The organism is Mammaliicoccus sp. Q-M61 (assembly GCF_022386055.1).
Taxonomy (GTDB): Bacteria; Bacillota; Bacilli; order Staphylococcales; family Staphylococcaceae; genus Mammaliicoccus; species Mammaliicoccus sciuri_A.
This window is the reverse complement of sequence record NZ_JAJNJL010000014.1, coordinates 20,757-43,087: the sequence shown is the minus strand read 5'-3', so window position 1 is coordinate 43,087 and position 22,331 is coordinate 20,757. Positions and strand designations below refer to the sequence as shown.

21 protein-coding genes and 1 riboswitch are annotated in these 22,331 nt (G+C 32.8%); of the genes, 12 read left to right on the top strand and 9 right to left on the bottom strand.

Annotated elements, in window-relative coordinates; translation table 11 throughout:
* Positions 1–116 precede the first annotated feature (116 nt).
* The gene (locus LQ677_RS13800) at positions 117–707 is read left to right on the top strand and encodes a TetR/AcrR family transcriptional regulator (protein ID WP_126476533.1); all 591 of its coding nucleotides are present in this window, start codon (positions 117–119) and stop codon (positions 705–707) included.
* Between the two features lie 27 nt (positions 708–734).
* On the opposite strand, the gene LQ677_RS13795 is transcribed toward LQ677_RS13800, so the two are convergent.
* From LQ677_RS13795 to LQ677_RS13785, 3 genes are all read right to left on the bottom strand, one after another.
* A complete protein-coding gene (locus LQ677_RS13795; protein WP_126476534.1) occupies positions 735–2,054 on the bottom strand; it encodes an Nramp family divalent metal transporter in 1,320 nt (439 codons plus the stop codon).
* Positions 2,055–2,184: 130 nt separating this feature from the next.
* Positions 2,185–3,453 (bottom strand): pyruvate MFS transporter, encoded by a 1,269-nt coding sequence (locus tag LQ677_RS13790; RefSeq protein WP_126476535.1) that lies wholly within the window; start codon positions 3,451–3,453, stop codon positions 2,185–2,187.
* Between the two features lie 200 nt (positions 3,454–3,653).
* Positions 3,654–4,469 carry a MetQ/NlpA family ABC transporter substrate-binding protein gene (locus tag LQ677_RS13785; RefSeq protein WP_239749045.1) on the bottom strand — a complete coding sequence of 272 codons (816 nt, stop codon included), beginning with the start codon at positions 4,467–4,469 and terminating at the stop codon, positions 3,654–3,656.
* A gap of 81 nt (positions 4,470–4,550) precedes the next feature.
* Positions 4,551–4,656: riboswitch (SAM riboswitch) on the bottom strand.
* Positions 4,657–5,433: 777 nt separating this feature from the next.
* Between LQ677_RS13785 and isaB the strand changes: the two genes are divergently transcribed.
* Positions 5,434–5,940: an immunodominant staphylococcal antigen IsaB family protein gene (isaB, locus tag LQ677_RS13780; RefSeq protein ID WP_103361795.1), complete on the top strand. Its 507-nt coding sequence runs from the start codon at positions 5,434–5,436 to the stop codon at positions 5,938–5,940.
* Positions 5,941–6,010: 70 nt separating this feature from the next.
* Here isaB and LQ677_RS13775 read toward each other — a convergent pair whose 3' ends face one another.
* Entirely contained in the window at positions 6,011–6,721 is a 711-nt protein-coding gene (locus LQ677_RS13775; protein WP_239749044.1) for a MerR family transcriptional regulator, read from the bottom strand.
* 287 nt (positions 6,722–7,008) lie between these two features.
* Here LQ677_RS13775 and LQ677_RS13770 point away from each other — a divergent pair, with 287 nt between their 5' ends.
* The 8 genes from LQ677_RS13770 (at position 7,009) to LQ677_RS13735 (ending at position 15,453) form a co-directional block, all read left to right on the top strand.
* Positions 7,009–8,637 carry an APC family permease gene (locus tag LQ677_RS13770; RefSeq protein ID WP_204188179.1) on the top strand — a complete coding sequence of 543 codons (1,629 nt, stop codon included), beginning with the start codon at positions 7,009–7,011 and terminating at the stop codon, positions 8,635–8,637.
* Positions 8,638–8,942: 305 nt separating this feature from the next.
* Entirely contained in the window at positions 8,943–10,970 is a 2,028-nt protein-coding gene (locus LQ677_RS13765) for a BglG family transcription antiterminator (protein ID WP_239749043.1), read from the top strand.
* A gap of 19 nt (positions 10,971–10,989) precedes the next feature.
* A complete protein-coding gene (locus LQ677_RS13760) occupies positions 10,990–11,457 on the top strand; it encodes a PTS sugar transporter subunit IIA (protein ID WP_037590476.1) in 468 nt (155 codons plus the stop codon).
* A 57-nt stretch (positions 11,458–11,514) separates the two neighbouring features.
* Complete coding sequence (locus tag LQ677_RS13755) at positions 11,515–11,793, top strand: PTS sugar transporter subunit IIB (RefSeq protein WP_037590477.1); 279 nt, start codon at positions 11,515–11,517, stop codon at positions 11,791–11,793.
* 84 nt (positions 11,794–11,877) lie between these two features.
* Complete coding sequence (locus LQ677_RS13750) at positions 11,878–13,137, top strand: PTS galactitol transporter subunit IIC (protein WP_239749042.1); 1,260 nt, start codon at positions 11,878–11,880, stop codon at positions 13,135–13,137.
* A gap of 20 nt (positions 13,138–13,157) precedes the next feature.
* Positions 13,158–14,189 (top strand): zinc-binding dehydrogenase, encoded by a 1,032-nt coding sequence (locus tag LQ677_RS13745; RefSeq protein WP_239749041.1) that lies wholly within the window; start codon positions 13,158–13,160, stop codon positions 14,187–14,189.
* A gap of 41 nt (positions 14,190–14,230) precedes the next feature.
* On the top strand, positions 14,231–14,389 hold the full coding sequence (locus LQ677_RS13740; protein WP_088592136.1) for a hypothetical protein: 159 nt from the start codon (positions 14,231–14,233) through the stop codon (positions 14,387–14,389).
* Positions 14,390–14,415: 26 nt separating this feature from the next.
* Entirely contained in the window at positions 14,416–15,453 is a 1,038-nt protein-coding gene (locus LQ677_RS13735) for a galactitol-1-phosphate 5-dehydrogenase (RefSeq protein ID WP_239749040.1), read from the top strand.
* 655 nt (positions 15,454–16,108) lie between these two features.
* Here the strand turns inward: LQ677_RS13735 and LQ677_RS13730 are convergent.
* Both LQ677_RS13730 and LQ677_RS13725 read right to left on the bottom strand, forming a co-directional pair.
* On the bottom strand, positions 16,109–16,990 hold the full coding sequence (locus LQ677_RS13730) for a nuclease-related domain-containing protein (protein ID WP_239749039.1): 882 nt from the start codon (positions 16,988–16,990) through the stop codon (positions 16,109–16,111).
* Between the two features lie 104 nt (positions 16,991–17,094).
* Entirely contained in the window at positions 17,095–17,601 is a 507-nt protein-coding gene (locus LQ677_RS13725) for a P-loop NTPase family protein (RefSeq protein ID WP_126476543.1), read from the bottom strand.
* 118 nt (positions 17,602–17,719) lie between these two features.
* On the opposite strand from LQ677_RS13725, the gene LQ677_RS13720 reads away from it, so the two are divergent.
* Complete coding sequence (locus LQ677_RS13720) at positions 17,720–18,304, top strand: LysE family translocator (RefSeq protein WP_204259048.1); 585 nt, start codon at positions 17,720–17,722, stop codon at positions 18,302–18,304.
* 175 nt (positions 18,305–18,479) lie between these two features.
* On the opposite strand, the gene LQ677_RS13715 is transcribed toward LQ677_RS13720, so the two are convergent.
* Positions 18,480–20,123: an alpha-keto acid decarboxylase family protein gene (locus tag LQ677_RS13715; RefSeq protein ID WP_159315955.1), complete on the bottom strand. Its 1,644-nt coding sequence runs from the start codon at positions 20,121–20,123 to the stop codon at positions 18,480–18,482.
* 214 nt (positions 20,124–20,337) lie between these two features.
* On the opposite strand from LQ677_RS13715, the gene LQ677_RS13710 reads away from it, so the two are divergent.
* A complete protein-coding gene (locus LQ677_RS13710) occupies positions 20,338–20,784 on the top strand; it encodes a MarR family winged helix-turn-helix transcriptional regulator (protein ID WP_025906982.1) in 447 nt (148 codons plus the stop codon).
* Positions 20,785–20,840: 56 nt separating this feature from the next.
* Here the strand turns inward: LQ677_RS13710 and LQ677_RS13705 are convergent, their stop codons facing one another.
* Positions 20,841–21,062 (bottom strand): hypothetical protein, encoded by a 222-nt coding sequence (locus LQ677_RS13705; protein ID WP_037590487.1) that lies wholly within the window; start codon positions 21,060–21,062, stop codon positions 20,841–20,843.
* A 7-nt stretch (positions 21,063–21,069) separates the two neighbouring features.
* On the bottom strand, positions 21,070–22,245 hold the full coding sequence (locus tag LQ677_RS13700; protein ID WP_126476546.1) for a DUF418 domain-containing protein: 1,176 nt from the start codon (positions 22,243–22,245) through the stop codon (positions 21,070–21,072).
* Positions 22,246–22,331 lie beyond the last annotated feature (86 nt).

The following is a 22,331-nucleotide window of genomic DNA, read 5'->3' as shown; positions in this document are numbered from 1 at the left end:
TCCAATATTTTTCATATTATTATTATAAAAATGTTCGACTTTAAAAAACAATGTGTGTAAAATGAGAAAAGCAACACATTTTCGAATTATGTTGCATTCATAAGAAGGTGAACAATTTGGACAAGAAACAAAAACAATCCAGAAACAAAATTCAGAATGCATTATTAACATGTTTAAATACAACGAGCATTCAATCCATAACAGTTAAACAGTTATGTGAAGAAGCTGAAATCAATCGTTCAACGTTTTATAGACATTATCCATCAATTGAAGTATTAATGTCTCATACGATATCCAGTTACTTTCAACTACTATTCGGTGAGCCTTATAAATTTTATTTAAAACATCATAGCATTAGTGAATCACAATTCTATATCGCTAATAATATCTTTAGCCATATATCCCATAATGTATCTTTCTATCAAACGATGTTCAAACACTATCCTAATTTCTATATTTTGCTTAAAAATCATATTCACCAAAGATATATTATCTTTTTTGAAGATACTGGCGTTCAAAATGACATGATATTAGATAAAGATATTGTCGCTGAGTACGTTGCGTCGGCATATGCAGGTATGATACAAGGTTGGGTCATTAGAGCATTAGACACACCACCTGATGAAATGGCACAAAGATTAATCACACTTAATTCGACAGGTCCTATCAAATTATTAATAGACGCAGAGAAAAGGCCAAGGCAATAAAATCATTTGCCTTGGCTTTATTATAAATTACATAAATTCTGATATTGTTTCTACAATTAAATATATATTAAGCACACTTAGAACTACTGCGAGTATCCAAGATATAATATTAACCCATCTTTTATTGACGAATTGTTTACCCATGATGTCTGGATTACTTGTTGCCATGATTAATGGAATAATACTAAATGGTAAAGCTAAACTTAAAAATACTTGTGTGAAAATTAATAAATCTTCTATTTTTGTATCGCTTGATCCGTATAACCATAAACATATAAATACTGGTATAACTGCGATAACTCTTGTAATGATTCTACGTACCCATGGTTTAAGTTTAATTTTCAAGAAACCTTCCATAACAATTTGTCCTGATAATGTACCTGTTATTGTAGAATTTTGCCCTGAAGCTAATAATGCTATAGCAAATAGTGTACTCATAACAGCGCCACCTATTGCACCGCCTACATGAGAGTGGCTTAAAGCATCATATAAATCAAAGAATCTTCCTAAAGCTTCATGACTACCAAAGAATAATGCTGCGCCTAATACTAATAATAAACAGTTAATAATAAACGCAATTGTTAATTGAATATTAGAATCGATTGTTGCATATTTAATCGCACTTTTTTTACCTTTATCTGTTCTTTCATAATTTCTAGACTGAACGATTGATGAATGTAAATATAAGTTATGTGGCATAATCGTTGCACCAATAATACCTAACGCAATATATAAAGCGCCTTTATTCGTAACAATTTCAGAACTTGGTAAAAATCCTGCCATTAAGGAACCAGCATCCGGTGAAGAAAGATACACTTCAAACATAAAGATAATCAGAACTGTAAATATAAGTACACCTACAATTGCTTCTATTTTTCTAAATCCGAGTTTAATAATTAAAAGTAAAAGTAAAACATCTAATACTGTGATTGTTACCCCTAAAGTTAGTGGAATGTTAAATAGTAAATTTAAAGCAATCGCACTACCTATTACTTCAGCAATATCAGTTGCCATAATCGCTAATTCAGCTAAAATCCATGCAAATACGCCTAAAGATTTATTAGTCATATGCTCCGTAACTTGTGCTAAATCCATCCCACTTGCTATACCTAATCTTGCACACATGCTTTGTAACAGCATAGCAGATAAACTAGATATTAAAATCACAAATAATAATATATAACCGTACTGAGCCCCACCAGACATTGATGTAATCCAGTTACCCGGATCCATATATCCAACTGCTACAAGCAAACCAGGACCTAAATACATTAGGAACTTTCTAAATGCATTTGCTTCAGCATCAAAAGAGACCGTACTATTAATTTCTTCTAAACTTTTGCCCATGTCTAACACCTCTATATCAAGAGGATATACCTATCTATTTAATTTGTAAACATTTTAATTAGGGTAACCTAAACTTATTGTTATAAAAAAAGAATCCAAAGCACATAACGTGCCTTAGACCCTTAAAATATTATACATTTTCTTCTTTTACTAAAGGATTGTCAGGTTTAATAAAGAACCACATGATGATTGCGAATGCTACTGGAACCATCATTAACTGTAATGTCATTGTCCAACCAATTTTATCTGCTAGTAAACCAGCTAAGATTGGACTTAATAATGCACCAATATTGCCCCATAAGTTCATCCAACCTGAAACTGTACCAGAGAAGTTACGTCCTAAGTCTGTAGCAGTTGCCCAGCTCATACCCATTGATAAACCTACACCACCAAGACATAAAGATAACCAGAAAATATTCATATATAAGTTATCTGTAGCTAACGCAAAGTATAGTGATATACAGAATACAACAAATCCAGAAATTGCGATTACACCACGTGCAACAAATTTAGATTTACCTGTAGATAAAATTTTATCTGAAATTGTACCACCTAGCATAATCAATATAAACATTGCTAACCAAGGAGCACCCGCGATAAAGCCCATTTGTTTAAATTCTACATGATATTCTTCGTGAATATATGTTGGTAACCAAATTAAGAATAATGTAATGACAAATTGTACAACAAAATATTGTGCTGCAATTGCATAGAAACTGAAACGTTTGAAGAATACATTCCAAGGTGCAGTTGTTTTACCTGTATCTACAACGTCACGTGTTTCCATAATAAATCTTTTTTCTGCTTCATTAACCATTTTATGTTGTTCTGGTAAATCTTTAGCGATAATCACCCATAAAATTGCAATTAATATGCCAACTAAACCGAAAATATAAAATACTGCTTGCCAACCAAACGCATTCATAATTGCGATTGTTACAATTGGTGCGATTACTGGACCGAAGTATGAACCTGCTAATAATGCAGAAGATGCACGACCTTTTTCATTCTTATTAAACCAGTAACTATTAAATACAGCATTTGATGGGTACATAGGCGCTTCACCTACACCAAATAAGAAACGTACTAAGTATAGTAAGCCATGATTTTTCACAATACCTGTAAGAATTGTGAAAGCACTCCACCATAATAATGCGATTGTTAACATTTTCTTAGGACCAAACTTTTCAGCTAATATACCTGAAGGTACTTGCATTAAAGCATAACCAAGTGAGAAGAATGATGCTAATAGCCCGAATTGAGCTTTGTTCATATTTAAATCTTCCATCATAGGTCCGGCGATAATAGAGATGTTTGAACGATCCATATATGCGATAATCCCTATAATAAAGAATGCAATTGCAAAAAACCATCTTATATTAGTTCTTTTTTCTTTCATATATATCCAACTTTCTTAATTAATTTCCCTTCAAATTCATGTGGTCATATGATGACTCTATTTATTAATAAGTTGAATATAGCACAAACAGGAAACGCTTACAACATAAATTTTAAAGATTTATAATATTATTTCATTGTGAATAAATACACAAATATATAAAATTAAAACCCAGACATATGCCTGGGTTCATTACATGATTACTTTTCATATGGGATAACATTATCGCCATATTCATCTTTAATATATTTCTTCATTTCTTTAGACTGTAGAACTTTCAGAAGTTCTTGGAATTTCTTATCATTTTTATGCCCTTCTTTTACAGCTAATATATTCGCAAATGGTGATGACTTATCTTCAATAGCTATCGAATCTTTCACTGGATTTAGTCCATTATCGATTGCATAGTTTGAATTCATAATGACTAAATCGCCTTCACCACTGTTATATGTTTTAGGTAAAAATTCAGCGCCTTGCTTGTTATTAAAGTTCAAATTCTTTTTATTTTCTATAATATCATCAAATTTAGCATCTTCAATTTTCACTTTTGGATCTATTTTGATCAATCCTTCATTAACAAAGAATGATAAAAATCTTCCTTCTTCAGCTGGGTTGTTAGACACATAAATGGTTGCGCCATCTGGTAAATGTTTCAAATCTTTATGTTTTTTACTATAAACTCCCATTGGCGTTGTGAAAACTTTTCCTACCTCTTCAATTTTATATCCATGTGTTGCTTTTTCAGCTTTTAAGTAAGGCACATGTTGAAATAGATTTGCATCAACATCACCTTTATCTAATAATTTGTTAGGCACTTTATAATCATTCACTGTTTTAACTTCTAAGTCATAACCTTTTTCTTTCATTTTTTCTTTAGCATGTTCAACGACGTCACCATGCGGAGCCGGAGAAGCAGCAACCGTAATCTTTGTATTTTCACTTCCACTAGACTTTCCACACGCAGCTAATAATAAAATAATACCGATAAAACTAACAAACTTTACTAATTTACTCATATGTATACACGCCTCTTTCCGATAAAAAATTAAAAATAAAAAAACTTCCTCTAAAAAATTAGAGAAAGTTAGATAAACCTCCTCTCATCTTCAAAAGTTTAGACAAACTTTATGTGAATTAGCACCTTTCCAAATAGAAGGTTGCTGGGCTTCATAGGGCACATCCCTCAGCCACTCTTGATAAGAGTCTTTTATTATTTTTATTAATCCTATCATCGTACTCAAGATTAGTCAATTTGAAATTTTACACCGGTATATGGGGGTCTTGGATTGGATGGTGGTGATGAGAGCAATAAGATATGTGAGTTGGGTGAAAGTTGGGGGGATTATATAAGTGTGAAGCCATATCTTGGCTTTACTCGGTACTTAAGCCACGACTTCAGCCATCTCTTGGCTTTACTCGGTACTTAAGCCATAACTTGGACTATCTCTTGGCTTTATTCAGCACTTAAGCCATGACTTGGCTCATCTCTTGGCTTTATTCAGCACTTAAGCCACGACTTGCCTCATCTCTTGGCTTTATTCAGCACTTAAGCCACGACTTGGCTCATCTCTTGGCTTTATTCAGCACTTAAGCCACGACTTGGCTCATCTCTTGGCTTTACTCGGTATTTAAGCCACGACTTGGGCCATCTCTTGGCTTTATTCAGCACTTAAGCCACGACTTGGGTCTATCTCTTGGCTTTATTCAGCACTTAAGCCACGACTTCAGCCATCTCTTGGCTTTATTCGGCACTTAAGCCATGACTTGCCTCTTCTCTTGGCTTTATTCAGCACTTAAGCCACGACTTGCCTCTTCTCTTGGCTTTACTCGGTACTTAAGCCATGACTTGCCTCATTCTAAATAACAAATCCTCCTACTTCACGATTTGATTATCTTCTTTTATATCGGGTAGTGTAATATTACAAACTTTTTTGTCACTTAGCCAACGGATTGTTATATCTATTAAAGGGAGTGGAGACAATGAAGAAAGTTTATCAGTTAATTGGTACGACTGCGTTATCGACGAGTTTATTACTTGGTGTGTCAGCTGTCGAAAATTCTGATCAAGCTATTGCAGCAAATTCAGAGTCAGAAACAACACCTTGGTATAACTATGATGGCTACACATATAATAACCCGTCCTTTGTATTAGATTATAATTTTGTAGAAGCACTTTATGCAGATAATGTAACGATTAATGGTTACCAAACGGAATATGATGCTAAAACAGGCACTGGTGGTCATTCATCTAAAGTCTATGACACAACAATATTAAAAGACGACAATGGTAAAGTTGGTACAATCATGTTTGATGTTAAATCTGGTGTTGTTACAAAGGCTGAATTTAAAAAAGCACATGAAGCAACGATGTTAGTTGATGAAGGAGACCAATATTTAAAATATGGTACTTTAAATCAACATTACCTCGCCTCTTTTGATAAAGATGGTTATTTAGTTCATATGGAAATTGGTGTTATACCTCAATAATTGATATATTCATATTAAAATAAGCGAGATAGAATTCTGATTCCACAGCGTTCTATCTCGCTCTTTTTCATTATTCATGTGTCTCGATACAAAAACTTTCTACATTACAATGTGGACATAATAGCTTTCTTGTTTGATACGTATGATTAGATTTGAACCATTCTGAGAAAATCGGTTTAAATTCATTTTGGCAATTTGGACATAAGTAACTTACAACAGCATAATATTTCTTAACGGCAAATGCTGCATACAATAGTACGAATGGATAAACGATGATAACTGGTTTCCATTTTTTCTGTGTTATCGCCATCGCAATGCTTGTATATTGGCCAATGCCGACAATCATAGATACTAACATAAATTTGCTTCTGAATTTTTTCATTAGTTGATGCTTTTTAGATTTATTTTGTAAATTCAAGACATTAGATACTGGATATTCACTTTCTTCACTTATATTCTTTTTAATAAATTGAATTTGTTTCAATTGGTCACTTTCGTTTTTAATATTTTCCTCTAGTTCAATGATTTTTTCACTTAACAGTACATTGAGTGTGTTGATAGACTCATTTGATTTCAACAATTCTTTAATTTCTTTCAAAGAAAAATTCATACCTTTCAAAATCAATACAATCTTTAATTGATTCAAATCCGCTTCTGTATATAATCTTCTATTATTCTCAGATGTTTCACTTGGACTGACAATACCTTTCTTATCGTAATATTGTACTGTACGAACTGTTACATGACATCTCTTAGCTACTTCTCCTGTAGTCATTTGCATATTAACCACTCCTCGTATTATTGGTTTTTATACTTATATTCTATTTTATGACGTAGCGTCACAATCAACTTAAAAATACAAATTAATTTACTTTATAGTCGGTCAGACTGCCGGAACTCTAAAAACCTTTCATTCCTATAAAACTGGTGTGTACAGCGATTTGAAAACGTTTGATATTTACAACGGAATTTGACTATTAATTTTATAAGCGTATAATATTGTCCCGTGCTTTAATTTTAACAATAAAAACAAACAAAAATTGATTAAAAATTAGAATGGGAGATTGGATGAGTAATCATAACGAAAACAAAAAAATTAACCTGACCCAACTCGTACTATTAGGACTTGGTTCTTTAATCGGTTCTGGATGGTTATTTGGGGCATGGGAAGCATCATCAATTGCAGGTCCTGCCGCAATTATATCTTGGGTAATAGGCTTTATTGTTATAGGATCTATAGCTTATAACTATATTGAAATTGGAACAATGTTCCCACAATCTGGTGGTATGAGTAACTACGCGCAGTATACACATGGTTCACTGCTTGGTTTCATAGCATCATGGGCAAACTGGGTATCATTAGTAACGATTATCCCTATCGAGGCTGTATCAGCTGTTCAATACATCAGCTCTTGGCCATGGGATTGGGCTAAACCTACTAGCCAACTTATGCATGATGGTTCAATTAGTAATATTGGATTATTTGCAGTATTTATTATCATTATTATTTTCTCATTATTAAATTATTGGTCAGTTAAACTATTAACATCATTTACAAGTTTAATATCATTCTTCAAATTAGGTGTGCCACTTGTAACGATTATTATGTTAATTATTTCTGGATTTGATACAGGAAACTATGGTTCATCAATAGGAGAATTTATGCCGTATGGTAGTGCACCAATATTTGCTGCTACAACAGCGTCTGGTATTATATTCTCATTTAACGCATTCCAAACAATTATTAACATGGGATCTGAAATTCAAAATCCTGAAAAGAATATTTATAAAGGTATATTAATTTCACTTTCTTTAAGTGCTGCATTATATATTATTTTACAAAGTACATTTATTACATCTATGCCAGCAGACATGCTTTCTGAAAGTGGTGGTTGGAGCGGTATTAATTTCGACTCACCATTTGCTAACTTAGCCATCATTTTGGGATTAAACTGGCTAGCTATTCTATTATATTTAGAAGCCGTTGTATCACCATTTGGTACAGGTGTTTCATTCGTAGCGATTACTGGTCGTGTATTACGTGCAATGGAGAAAAACGGTCATATTCCTAAATTCTTAGGTTCTATGAACGAAAAATACAACATTCCACGTGTCGCAATTGTATTTAACGCTATCGTCAGTATGATTATGGTTTCTTTATTTAGAGACTGGGCAGTATTAGCAAGTGTTATCTCTACAGCAACACTTGTTGCATATTTAACTGGTCCAACAACTGTTATTTCATTAAGAAAAATGGCACCGAATATGCATAGACCATTCCGTGCGAAAATGCTTGGCTTTATGGCGCCATTTTCATTCGTTGTTGCATCACTCGCAATATATTGGGCTATGTGGCCAACAACAGCACAAGTTATATTTATTATCATTTTAGGTTTACCAATTTACTTCTTCTATGAATATAAGACAAATTGGACAAATACTAAAAAACAAATTGGTGGTAGTATTTGGATCATCGCATACCTTATCATTCTTGCTTTCTTATCATTTATCGGAAGTAAAGAATTTAACGGACTTAATTGGATCCACTACCCATATGATTTCATCGTCATTGCAGTTGTTGCACTTGTATTCTATAAATTAGGTACAACAAGTTACTTTGAAGGTATTTATTTCAAACGCGCGAAGAAAATCAATAAAAAAATGAAAGAAAACTTACCAGATGAAACTCAAGAATAATGATTAATTAAAAGCAATCGCTAATCGAGCGATTGCTTTTTTTATGTTCTTATCCCCTTTTTACCCCTTTTCTTACTTAAGTTAAATCTACTATGTATTCAATTTTAATAATATTCATGCATTTAAAATTATTCGTTGTGTCTTACAAACGTTGTCATATCAGTATAATCACAAAGGTGTACACAAAAGTTAATAACATTTGTGATTAAAGCTTGTACAACTCTTTGATGACCTGTGTTAAATTATGACTAACAACAAAGGAGGTATTCAAAATACAAAAAGAAAACTTTAATATCATTTCAGAAATGATTAAAAATCCAAAAGTAAAAGGCAAAGACTTAGAATCAATGTTTAACATTTCACGCAGACAACTTGGGTACAGGATTCAAAAGTTAAATGACTGGTTTAAAGAACATGATTATCCGGAAATCGAACGAACTAGCCAAGGTTATTTTATCGTTGATGAAACCATTAAAGATTTTCTTAATGTTCCAATTGAATCCACCTATCAAGAGAATGAGCAGGTATATACCGCATACCAACGTGCACACCTCATTTTATTGATGTTGTTTAGTGAAGAAGAAGGTCTTTCATTAAATCACTTCTCAATTGATTTAGAAGTCAGTAAAAATACGATTCTAAATGATATTAAGAAATTGAAAGAACTTTTACAACCATACGAAGTTAATCTGAAATATAGTCGTACAAATGGTTATTACTTAGCTGGTAGTGAATTTGAAATTCGAAGGCTTCTTATGAGGCTCATCGATAAAGTCTTTACAATGCATATTGCTCAGTCTGATATCGTCAAAAGTTTAAGTATTATTGATGAAAAAATTGAATTAATCAATAAACAAATCACTAAAATCGAACAATATTTAGACAGGAAATTCATTGATCAAAGTACACAAACATTACCATATAAACTTTATTTAATTTTACGAAGAATTAAGCATGACAAAATTGTTTCATCATTTTCTATAGGATATGACGATTTATCGGATACGAAAGAATATCAAGCAACAGAAATTTTGACATCGAACTACCCAAATATTCCGAGACAAGAAAAGTTATTCATTACTTTACAGTTGTTGTCAACGAGTGTTCAGTGGTCAGATGTCAGTGATGTTCAACATATCCCAGAACTCAAAAAAGCACTTATAGACATGATTGTTCAATTTGAAAAAATTACTTTTATTAAATTTAAAGATCGAGATTCTTTGATAAACCAATTAATGCTTCATATGGAACCTGCTTTTTATAGAATTCGATATCAATTATCTGATGTAGAAGGTTTGGAAAATTCCTTAAAAGAAGATTATAAAGAACTCTTTCATCTCGTTAAATTATCTTCAAAACCTTTAGAGAAGTTCTTCGGGCAATCATTACCCGAAAATGAAATTGCTTATTTAACCATACTGATTGGTGGCAGTTTAAGAAGGCAAGATGAAGAAATTGAACAAAAAGTAAAAGCAGTCGTTGTTTGTACACAAGGTACATCCATTTCTCAGCTCATGTTACAAGAGTTGCGTAGTGTATTCCCTGAATTTATATTCCTTGATGCATTATCATTACGTGATTTCAATCAGTATGAATTAGACTTTGATATCGTCTTTTCACCGATGCATATCATGACACCTAAAAAATTGTATATCACGAAAACGATATTAACTGCTCAAGAAAAACATGAACTACGACAACATGTATTCGGTCAATTAAATAATACGATGGAAACAGAAATACAAGTCGAAAAAATGATTTCGGCTATTAGAGAACATGCAACAATTCATAATGAATCAGAGCTTTTCAAAATCGTAAAAGCACAATTTGAAGATACGTATGCATATTCATCAGTTAAAGCATCAACATTATCTATTAATAGTACTTTGAACTTACAAGATTTATTACCAACCAATCATATCAATTTTGTAGAGCGCGTAGCTGATATTAAAGAAGCCATTCAATTAACCGCTAATCCGTTAGTAAGAATGAAATATGTCGACCCGCTTTATATAGATAAGATGCATGCAGCATTTGATGATACGTATATGGTTATTAACCAAAATATCGCAATCCCTCATGCTGATGGTGATCAAGTCGTTCATAGAACTGCAATGAGTATGTTGATTTTGAAAGAGCCACTCGAGTTGAGTACTGGATTAAAAGTTCATATCTTCGTAGCAATCGCTGCTACGGATAAGTTCAAACATTTAAGGCCACTACTACAACTGAGAGATATGTCTCAAGACGATGAAGCTATACAACAAATTGTTCAAACAGATTCAAAAATTGATGTATATAAAATCATTCAACACTTTTCAAAAATAGATTAAGTCAAAGGGGTTGCATAATATGCAAGATTTAAAGATCGATGCTTCTAACGTCATTCTAGATTTAGAAGCTAAGACAAATGTTGAAGCGTTGAGTAAGTTGTCAGATGTTATGTATCAAAATAATTATGTTAAAGACACTTACAAAGACGCAGTGATAGAAAGAGAAAAGTCATTTGCAACTGGTTTACCAACTGTATATTGCTCAGTGGCAATCCCACATACCGACATACAACACGTTCAGACGAGATCAATAGGTATTGCAGTACTAAAAGAAACCGTTCCATTTGTCATTATGGGAGAAATTGAAGAAACAACAGATGTGAAATTAATATTCATGTTAGCAATGGATAAAGAAGATGCTCAACTATCATTATTACAAAAACTGATGGGAATCTTCCAAAACGATCAATTACTTGAATTGATTGCCAATGCACAAGATAAACAAACAATTGTAGATGCAATAGATAAAGAATTAAGCGAAGTATAAAAAAATTAACAGGAAGAGTTCGATGTACACATCGACTCAAATTAGGAGGAAATTATTATGAAACAAGTATTAGTAGCATGTGGAGCAGGAATCGCAACGTCAACAGTGGTTAACAACGCAATTGAGGAAATGGCTAAAGAACACAACATTAAAGTAGATTTAAAACAAATCAAAATCTCTGAAGTTGGTGCATACGCTGATACAGCTGATTTATTAGTAACAACAGCAATGACACAAAAAGAATACAAATTCCCAGTTATTAACGCACGTAACTTCTTAACTGGAATTGGTGTTGAAGATACTAAGAAAGAAATTTTAGACGCTTTACAAAGTTAAACAAATTCAAAATTAAAAACTAGCATGAGGTTGGAATAAATCATATTTCATCCTCATTCTTCTAAAAAGAGGATGGTGTAGGGAATGAATGGTTTTGTAAATTTTATTCAAGCATTTCTTGATTTAGGTGCAACGGTAATTTTACCGATTGTCATATTCTTATTAGGGTTATTTTTCAGACAGAAAGTTGGCGCAGCATTTAGATCTGGTTTAACGATTGGTGTTGCCTTCGTAGGTATTTTCTTAGTAATTGATTTACTTGTTAACAATTTAGGACCAGCAGCACAAGCAATGGTTAAAAATTTAGGCGTAAGTTTAAATGTAATCGATGTAGGTTGGCCTGCTACATCATCAATTGCATGGGCATCTGTTATCGCTGCATTTATTATTCCTTTAGGTATTGTGATTAATGTCATCATGTTATTAACTAAAACAACTAAAACAATGAACGTTGATATTTGGAACTTCTGGCACTATACATTCTGTGGTGCAATGGTTTATGCCGTTTCAGGAAGCATTTGGCAATCATTAGTTGCAGCTGCATTATTCCAAATTGTCTGCTTAAAAGTAGCTGACTGGACTGCACCAATGATGAGTAAATTCTATGATTTACCAGGTGTATCTATTGCAACTGGTAGTACGATTTCTTATGTACCTGGTATCTTCCTTGTTAAAGGTCTTCAAAAAGTGCCTGGTATTAACAAATTAAATGCTGACCCAGATACAATTCAAAAACGTTTTGGCGCTTTCGGTGAATCTATAATTGTTGGTCTAGTACTTGGTTTAGCAATCGGTTTATTAGCTGGCTACAACGCTGGTGACGTTATTAACTTAGGTATGTCAATGGCTGCTGTTATGGTCTTAATGCCTCGTATGGTTAAGATTCTTATGGAAGGTTTAATGCCTGTATCAGAATCAGCTCGTACTTGGTTAAACAAACGCTTTGGAGATCGTGAAATTTATATCGGTTTAGATGCTGCGGTTGCATTAGGTCACCCAGCTGTTATCTCAACTGCTTTAATCTTAGTACCTGTAACTGTATTATTAGCTGTTATTTTACCAGGTAACCAAGTATTACCTTTTGGTGACTTAGCAACAATTCCATTTATCGTCGCATTTATCGTAGGTGCAGCACGCGGTAATATCATACATTCAGTTATCGTAGGTACAATTATGATTGCAATTTCACTATACATCGCAACAGATGTAGCACCTATCTTCACAAGCATGGCTGACGGTACTAGTGTGAAAATGCCATCAGGATCTTCACAAATCTCAAGTCTTGACCAAGGTGGTAACATCTTAAACTATATTATCTTCAAGTTCTTTGCATTGTTCAACTAACATTAAGGGGATGACTTTAAATGAAAGCATTAGTAAAAACAGCACCTGGTTTTGGTAATTTAGAAGTTTTAGATAAAGAAATTCCAGAACCAAATGAAAATGAGATAAAAATAAAAGTTCATTATGCCGGTATTTGTGGTACAGATGTCCACACTTATGAAGGTCATTACAATGTAAACTTCCCTGTAACACTTGGCCATGAATTTTCTGGAGAAATCGTTGAGCTTGGTGATAAAGTTGAAGGATTCGAAATTGGTGATCGTGTAACGTCTGAAACAACTTATTATATTTGTGGTGAATGTGAATACTGTCAATCCGGAGACTACAATTTATGTAATCATCGTAAAGGTTTAGGTACGCAACAAAACGGTGGCTTCACACAATATCTTGTAGCGAGAGCAGCAAGTGTTCACAAGTTACCTGACAATGTTTCTTATAAAGCCGCTTCTATGACTGAACCACTTGCTTGTGCACATCACGCAGTATCTAAAATTGAAATTAATCAAGGTGATACTGTTGTTGTTATGGGACCAGGTCCAATTGGCCTACTCGTTGCACAAGTCGTTAAAAGTCAAGGTGGCAAAGTCGTTATAACTGGTTTAGATAACGATAAAGCGCGTTTAGCAAAAGCAGAAGAATTAAATTTAGATCATGTTGTGAATATTCAACATACAGACTTAAAAGAATATGTTAATAACATTACAGACGGATACGGTGCAGACGTTGTATTAGAATGTTCAGGCGCTGTACCTGCTGCTAAGCAAGGTCTTGATCTATTACGCAAAAAAGGTCTATATGTTCAAGTTGGTATTTTTAAAGATCCAGAAATACCTTTTGATTTAGAAAAAATCGTTCAAAAAGAAATTAGAGTTGTTGGTAGTAGAAGTCAGAAACCTGCCGATTGGGAACCATCATTACAACTCATGAGTACTGGACAAGTAAATGCAGAAGCACTTGTTACTGCTGAGCTTGATATTACTGAATGGGATGAAGGTTACAATCACATTAAAGGCGGCGAAGGTATTAAAGTATTACTTCGCCCTATTGAATAAACAAATAATCTTTTTAAAGATAAAAAAGGAGAATGTTGATTATGGTTGAACACATGTTAGATTTTATGCTTGGGCCAATGAGAGGTATTACGCAATTCTATATGGATAATTTACTCGTATGTAATAGTGCTGTCTTCTTAAGTTATTTCGGTTCTAAACTTTTCAAGAAGAAGAAAGTGACTTCAGAACAAACCTCATAATATAAATAGAGGGGAGGATAATACTTTTGAAAGCCTTAAATTTATATGGTATTGAAGATTTAAGATTTGAAGAAACAGCTGTACCAAAGATAGATGCACCGAATGATGTCATTATTAAAGTTAAAGCAACAGGTATCTGTGGATCAGATACCTCCCGTTACAAAAAGCTTGGACCTTACAAACAAGGTATGACGTTTGGACATGAATTTTCAGGAATTATTGAGGAAGTTGGTAGCGACGTATCGGGGTTAAATGTCGGAGATGCTGTAACAGGATGCCCCGCTGTCGTATGCCATCAATGCCATTACTGTGAAAAAGGCGAATACTCACGTTGTGAAAATTTATATGTGATTGGATCATATGAACCTGGTTGTTTTGCAGAATATGTGAAACTCCCAGCAAGCAATGTACTTAAAGTACCAGAAAATGTAGATTTAGATACTGCAGCAATGGTCGAACCTTCTGCAGTCGTTGCACATGGATTTTACAGAACACGAATGAAGCCGGGTGCAACTGTAGCAGTCATGGGATGTGGTAGCATCGGATTACTAGCCATTCAATGGTCGAAAATATTCGGGGCAGCTAAAATAATCGCAATAGATATTGATGACCATAAGTTAGAAATCGCTAAGGAACTCGGCGCGGATTATACGATTAATTCTAAAGAAACAGACTTAGATGAGGCTATATATGCAATACCTGAAAAAATTGATGTTGCTGTTGAATCAGCAGGATCACCGTTTACGATAGGACAAGTACTTACCTTACCAACTAAAGGTGGCGAAGTCTTACTATTAGGTATTCCATATTCAGATATCGAGATTCACCGTCAACATTTCGAAAAGATATTAAGAAATGAGCTTAATGTTATAGGTTCATGGAACGGTTTATCCGCTCCATTCCCAGGAGAAGAATGGGCAGCTACACTACATTATATGTCTACAGGAGAAATTGATGTAAAACCCATTATCTCCGATGTACTTCCTTTATCAAAAGGACCAGAAATATTTGATAACTTAGTAAACAGAAAGAAACAGTACGATAAAGTAATCTTCCACCCATAAATAAACATAACCATATATCAATATTATCTTAAGAAGGAACAGGGGCGCCGAGTGCGCCCCTGTTTTTTTGGTTGGGGATTGGTGGGTGATAATAAAAGTACGGCCCCTATTTATCTTGTTTGCTCAGTCTTGATAAATACAAGGCCCCTATTTATCTTGTTTGCTCAGTCTTGATAAATACGAGCTGCCTATTTATCTTGTTTGACCAGTCTTGATAAATACGAGGCGCCTATTTATCTTGTTTGGTTAGTCTTGATAAATACAACGCGCCTATTTATCTTGTTTGCTCAGTCTTGATAAATACAAGGCGCCTATTTATCTTGTTTGGTCAGTCTTGATAAATACAAGGCGCCTATTTATCTTGTTTGCTCAGTCTTGATAAATACGAGACGCCTATTTATCTTGTTTGCTCAGTCGTGATAAATACGAGACGCCTATTTATCTTGTTTGGCCAGTCTTGATAAATACGAGGTCCCTATTTATCTTGTTTGGCCAGTCTTGATAAATACAACGCGCCTATTTATCTTGTTTGCTCAGTCTTGATAAATACGAGGTCCCTATTTATCTTGTTTGGCCAGTCTTGATAAATACGAGGTCCCTATTTATCTTGTTTGGCCAGTCTTGATAAATACACTTCAAAACTTAAAGATGATACTTATTTATTATCAAGATAATATTTCTTTGGCTTCTTATTTATAAACCTAAAATTTTTATCAAGCACCCTTCTAATAGTTAAACTATTCTCCACCCCACACCATTTCTGGGCTTCTGATAAAGTAAATGGCTCCCCTTTACACAAATTAAGTTCTAATAAATTAAACAAATACACATTTTGTCGTATGTCTTTGAAATCGCATAATCTACATTTCAGATTTTTCTTTCGTTCTTCTATCTCAACTGAATTCAATCTCTTACATTTCGGGCATTTCAACCCTGGTTTTATACTAGCTATTGGGACTTTTTTAATGTTGTTATAAAGATGTGAAAAGTCACTATGCTCTTGTTGAAACATATGTAAGATATTAGCATTTTCTATAGTATGATTATTTTTGAACATATATTTGAGTTTGTGTAATTCTGTTGGTAATAGGATATTGAATTGATTAGGCATTGTACCTTTTAAAGTAAATTTGGGGTTTGAAAAAATAAGATAGGAATGTAAGGGTTTGTTGATATTCAAATGGGATATTAAATGATTCAATTCATGATTGGCTCGTCGCAGTTGTTGAAAAGGTGTATAAAACATGTTTCCAAATTCGTTCATAAGCTGACCATCTTTAATCGTATAATCTCCAGAATAATGCTTTACCTCAAAGTGACATATAGCATCATCCGTTATAATTAAGAAATCAATTTGAACGCGATTTTTGTAGTTTATATGAAAATCATATAAATAATGAAGATCTGGATATTCATCAAGAATATCTTTAATGAAAAGTTCACCCTCCAGACCTTTAATATAGTTCCTCGTATCTTCATCAAGTTTATCTTGAATGATACGATTTTTGAGAGCCAGTAAGTATGTTTGACTGTTCATCGATGCACCTCCATAATTCTTTACAATTATTATAGAGAATGCGCAGGAAAAGATAAACTAAAATGTTAAAGTTCCTTATACTTAATTAATAAACCTATACAACATTAACTTTCCTGCAGTTTATCACAAAATAATTTAGTGTCATATTTAGACTTTAATATTACCCATTCATTTTGATTACTATATTTATCTTTTAAATCAAGTAATTTTTTATCATGATTTTCTTTAAAATTCCAAACAAATTTGATAAAACTCCAACTCATTCTTTTAGGATTTCCCCCTTCAGATTTTCTATAAAAACTTTGAATAAACCTTTTAAAAACTCTAAATATACAAATTGTTCTACTATAATTTAACCAGATCACAATGTCAGCTTTCTTCATTCTTAATTCCAAAGTACTGTTATAATTACCATCAATAATCCATTCATCTAATTGAGTAATATATTTTAATATTTCTTCAAAAGTCTCACTATCTATTGTTTGGTTACTATTTTGCCATTTTATTTCATCTAAATGATATAAAGGAATTCCTAAGTTATTATGTAATTTATTTGATAATGTTGATTTACCTGAGCCCGGACATCCAATAACCATAATACGTTGTTTCATACTTCCACCTTCTTTTTATAAGATTTATACATTATCTCTCCCCCACCACCAACCATTTACAATCACTTCTTCTATCGATACAATACTCTCAATAGTTTAATTTGAAGGGGCGTTTTATATGACTTTATTATCTATGACGATTTATGCGATTGTTTCTAGCTTCACGCCTGGACCTAATAACATTATGTCTTTATATTATTCTAAACAAACTGGTCTGAGAGGTACAGTAAGATTCTGTATTGGTGTTGCGCTTGGCTTCTTTTTATTACTACTCGTATCTAATTTCTTTAGTTCTGCTCTCTATCACCTTTTCCCTAAAATACAATTATATATGAAGATTTTCGGGGCAATTTATTTACTTTATTTAGCATACAAAATTGGAACGAGTAAAGGTACGGATGCTCAATCATTTAGTAACAGATACAATAATATTAAATTTGGTATGTTGTTACAGTTCGTAAATCCTAAAGGTGTGATTTATGCGTTAAGTGTTGTAGCTGCATTTATAACGCCAAACTTTGAACACTTCTCTATCCAAATCATCTTAATTACATATTTAGCACTCATCGGATTTCTATCCTCGTTCAGTTGGAGTGTCTTTGGTTCAATCTTTAAAAAGTTTATTAATCAACATGAATTAGCATTTAATCTCATAATGGCACTACTTCTCGTTTATACTGCCTTCTCCATCCTCTTCACATAAAAAAATGGGAGCGTGGACAGAAATCTAATTTAGATAAAAAGATTTCGTAGTCCCGCCCCGGCAAGGATGACTAGAGTTGAAAAAAGCTTGCTACAAGCGCATTTTCAATTCAGTCATCTACTGCCAAGATACTAAAAGAGTCAGAGACGTTACATTATGTCCCTGACTTTTTGTATTAACTATTTTGTTTTGAGAATGCTTGTCCGATTGCGTCTAGTTTTTCTGGTGCGTCTGATACGCCCATTTTAACTTCTATGAAATGCATTTGATTTGGTTCGTTGTTAATTTTTAAGAATACATTTTCTAAATCGGCAGATGTTTCTACGTCGTGAACGGCTACTGTATCTTTACCGCCAAATACGGCTGGTAACATTTTGTAGTCCCACATTTGAATATCATTATATACTTGGTGTTCGCCGTGGATTTTTCTTTCAACTGTGTATCCATCATTATTAATAACAAAAATAACAGGTTTAAGGTCGTTTCTAATCATTGTTGAAATATCTTGTGCTGTTAATTGTAATGAACCATCACCGATTAATAATATATTTCTTCTATATAAATTAGACATTTGTGTACCGATTGTTGCTGGTAATGTATAACCGATTGATCCCCATAATGGTTGTCCAATAAATGTATTGTCTTTATATAAGTTAAGGTCATACGCACCGAAGAATGAAGTACCTTGTTCTGCTAAGATGATATCATCTAATCCGATAAAATCTTGCATCATTTTAAAGTAAGTTTCTTGTGTAAGCGGCGCATTATCAACTGTGTAATCACCTTTTTCAGGACGATTATTTTCTGGGAAATGTGCTTCATTTTTATATTCAATATCAAGTAATCCGTTCATTAAACTTGGTAATGTATATTCTGATGAAGTTGTATCATTTAATTTGAAATCTAAGTGATTGATCATCACGACATCATCAATATCAAATCCATAAGAATAACCTGCAGTTGCTGAATCTGTTAATTTAGCGCCAATATTTAAAATAGCATCACTGTTATCTACATAATTTCTAATCTCTTCTTCTGCAATACTACCGTCATAAATCCCCATATAATAACGACTTTCTTCATTAAATGCACCTTTACCTAAAGAAAGTTGTGCAACTGGAATTTGTGTTTGTTCAACAAAGCGTTCTAATTCATCATGTAATTTAAAGCTATTAATTTCATGTCCTGTAATGATAACTGGTTGCTGTGCTGTTTTTAATTTTTGTTGTACCATTTCAATGTAATGTGAAACATCTTGATTAATCATTTCTGCTGGTTTAAAGTCTTCTTCAACTTCAATTTCTGCTTGTGCTACATCGATTGGTAAATGTATATGAACAGGTCTTTTTTCAGCTAATGCTGCATTAATTAATCTTGGAATTTCAGTCTGAGCATTTTCTACTGTTATATAACCTTGAGCAGTTGTGATTTCTTTAAACATTTTTCTATAACTATCAAACTTACCTTCACCTAATGAATGGTGTACATATTTACCCGCTTCTTCAACAACTGTTGTTGGTGCACCTGTAATAGCTATCACTGGCACGCGTTCTGCATAAGATCCTGCAATACCATTAACTGCACTTAGTTCACCAACGCCAAATGTAGTGACCATTGCGCTGATACCATTCATTCTTGCATATCCATCAGCAGCATAACTTGCATTTAATTCATTTGTATTGCCTACCCATTCCATATCTTCTCTGCTTACAATATCGTCTAAAAATGCTAAATTAAAATCTCCAGGAACACCAAATACTTTTTCTACCCCTACTGTACTTAATGAATCCATTAAATATTCCCCAACACGTTTTTTCATATCCGATTCTCCTTTTCTATTTTTATGAATCAATTTAAGTCAATATAGTTGACCTATTAATGTAAAAAATAAACCTTTGATTAAATATCAAATGTTTAATAATCCCTTTAACAATTCTTAGTATATACCTACTTTAAAATTAAGTCAACCTCATTGACCTAAAAATGAATTTTTAACAACTATCCTTTATAATAGTTGAAAAGGAGTCGACACGATGGATAATAAAAACAATTATGATCATATGCTTTTTTATTTCGCATACAAAACATTTATCAATACAGCTGACGATATTATTAAAAACCATGGCATGAATAGACAACATCACAGATTTTTATTTTTTATAGATCAAATGCCAGGTATAACAATTAAAGATTTATTAGATACACTCGAAATATCTAAACAAGCTTCTCACGCCTCTTTAAAAAAATTAAAAGAAAAAAAATTAATTAGATATGTAGACTCTGACAATGATAGACGTGTGAAACATTTATACCCTACTGAAGAAGGTAGTGCATTAGTTCATAAATTGAACCAAGCACAAAATGAATTATTACAGCAAACGTTTGAAGAAGCTGGTACAGAGTGGCACGATTTTATGGAACATCTTGCAAGTATGAAAAGTGGATTTAAAAATGTTAAATCTATTAAGCCGAAAGAATAGAAATCAAAAATGGGAGCTGGACAACACGTCCGGCTCCCTTTCTTAATATATTAAAACTAATCTCTTTGTTCATATGTGCGCAATGAACTATAAACGACAATGCAGATGAAATATAAAATAACAATGATGATGAAACTATATGGCACACGTTCTAAATAGAACCAACTTAATTGCAAATCAGTAAATTGATTAAGCTGCTGAATGACATATCTTGCGACTAATAGCCCTGAAAATACGACAAATAATATGCGTGCGACTTTCTTAACTATTTCAATCATTATTATTTCATCTCCTCTTCCCTACTTTAATTTTCCAATGTGTAAACATACGAAGTATATATTCTAACGGACCATATCGCCAATGCTTTTGATACCATGTTGCAAAAAGCATTTGTAATACATAAATTAATATAAAACTAAACGATGTCACTATGAGTATATCTTTACCGAATAATCCTAATCCATAGCCATATAGAATGAGTGTTCCGATAATACTTTGTAAAATATACATCGATAACGACATTTTACCGAGACTTTCAAACCCTCTAAATATTACGTTCTGTTGATACGTTTGATATAAATATTTAAATAAACAAATATAGCTGATGGCCAACAATAAACCAAATATCATGGCAATGCTCTCTGCTGCATTTTCATTCGATAACCATAAATAAGAGGACTTTCCTAATATCCATACTGGTGTTGTATATATAAACCATTTTGAAATGTGTTGATCTTTAATACGTTTTTCAAACCATTTATATTTAGATAAACATATACCTAAAGTAAAATACGGAACTTCTATAAACAGAATCATTACAAATAACCATCCTATATTATCGCCAAGCATTGCTTTTAATTGCATGAATTTCGGATCTTGTATCGTGTCATCTGCTTCACGAATATCCCAATAACTACCTTCACTAAATAATGTTTTAACTTCATGCACATACGAAGCTTTATCACTCGTTTCTAAAATAGGAGCTGTGGTATCAAATAAAGAGCCAACCGACATTGCTAATATCAACCCAAATCCAATAATCGTAACCCATTTAAAAAATTTACGATTCAATGAAATGAACGGAATCACGATTAACATCGATAGTGCATAACCAAATAATATATCTCCTTCCCATATAAAATAAGCATGTAAACTACCTAATATTAATAAGAAAATGGCTCTTCTTAACAGTTTAATTCTCGGACGTTTAACTTGTTTACTTTTCATAGATTGATAGAGCTTATCTAAAGAAAAACCAAATAAAATCGCAAATATGGGCATAAAGCTACCTTCAAATATAATCTTGATAATATGATAAATTGTTTGATTCAAACCACTTAAATGATACTGTTCTATGTATAATTGGCCTGTTAAACCAAATTGAAAAATTAATAAATTGGCCATAAATATGCCAAATAAGCTAAATCCTCTTAGTGCATCGGCAACTTCTATTCTGTTCATTCTATTCACCTCACATATTATATTAACAAGTTAAAATAAAATGTGACTTATATAAACCTTAAATCTGACTTAATTTTACATATACG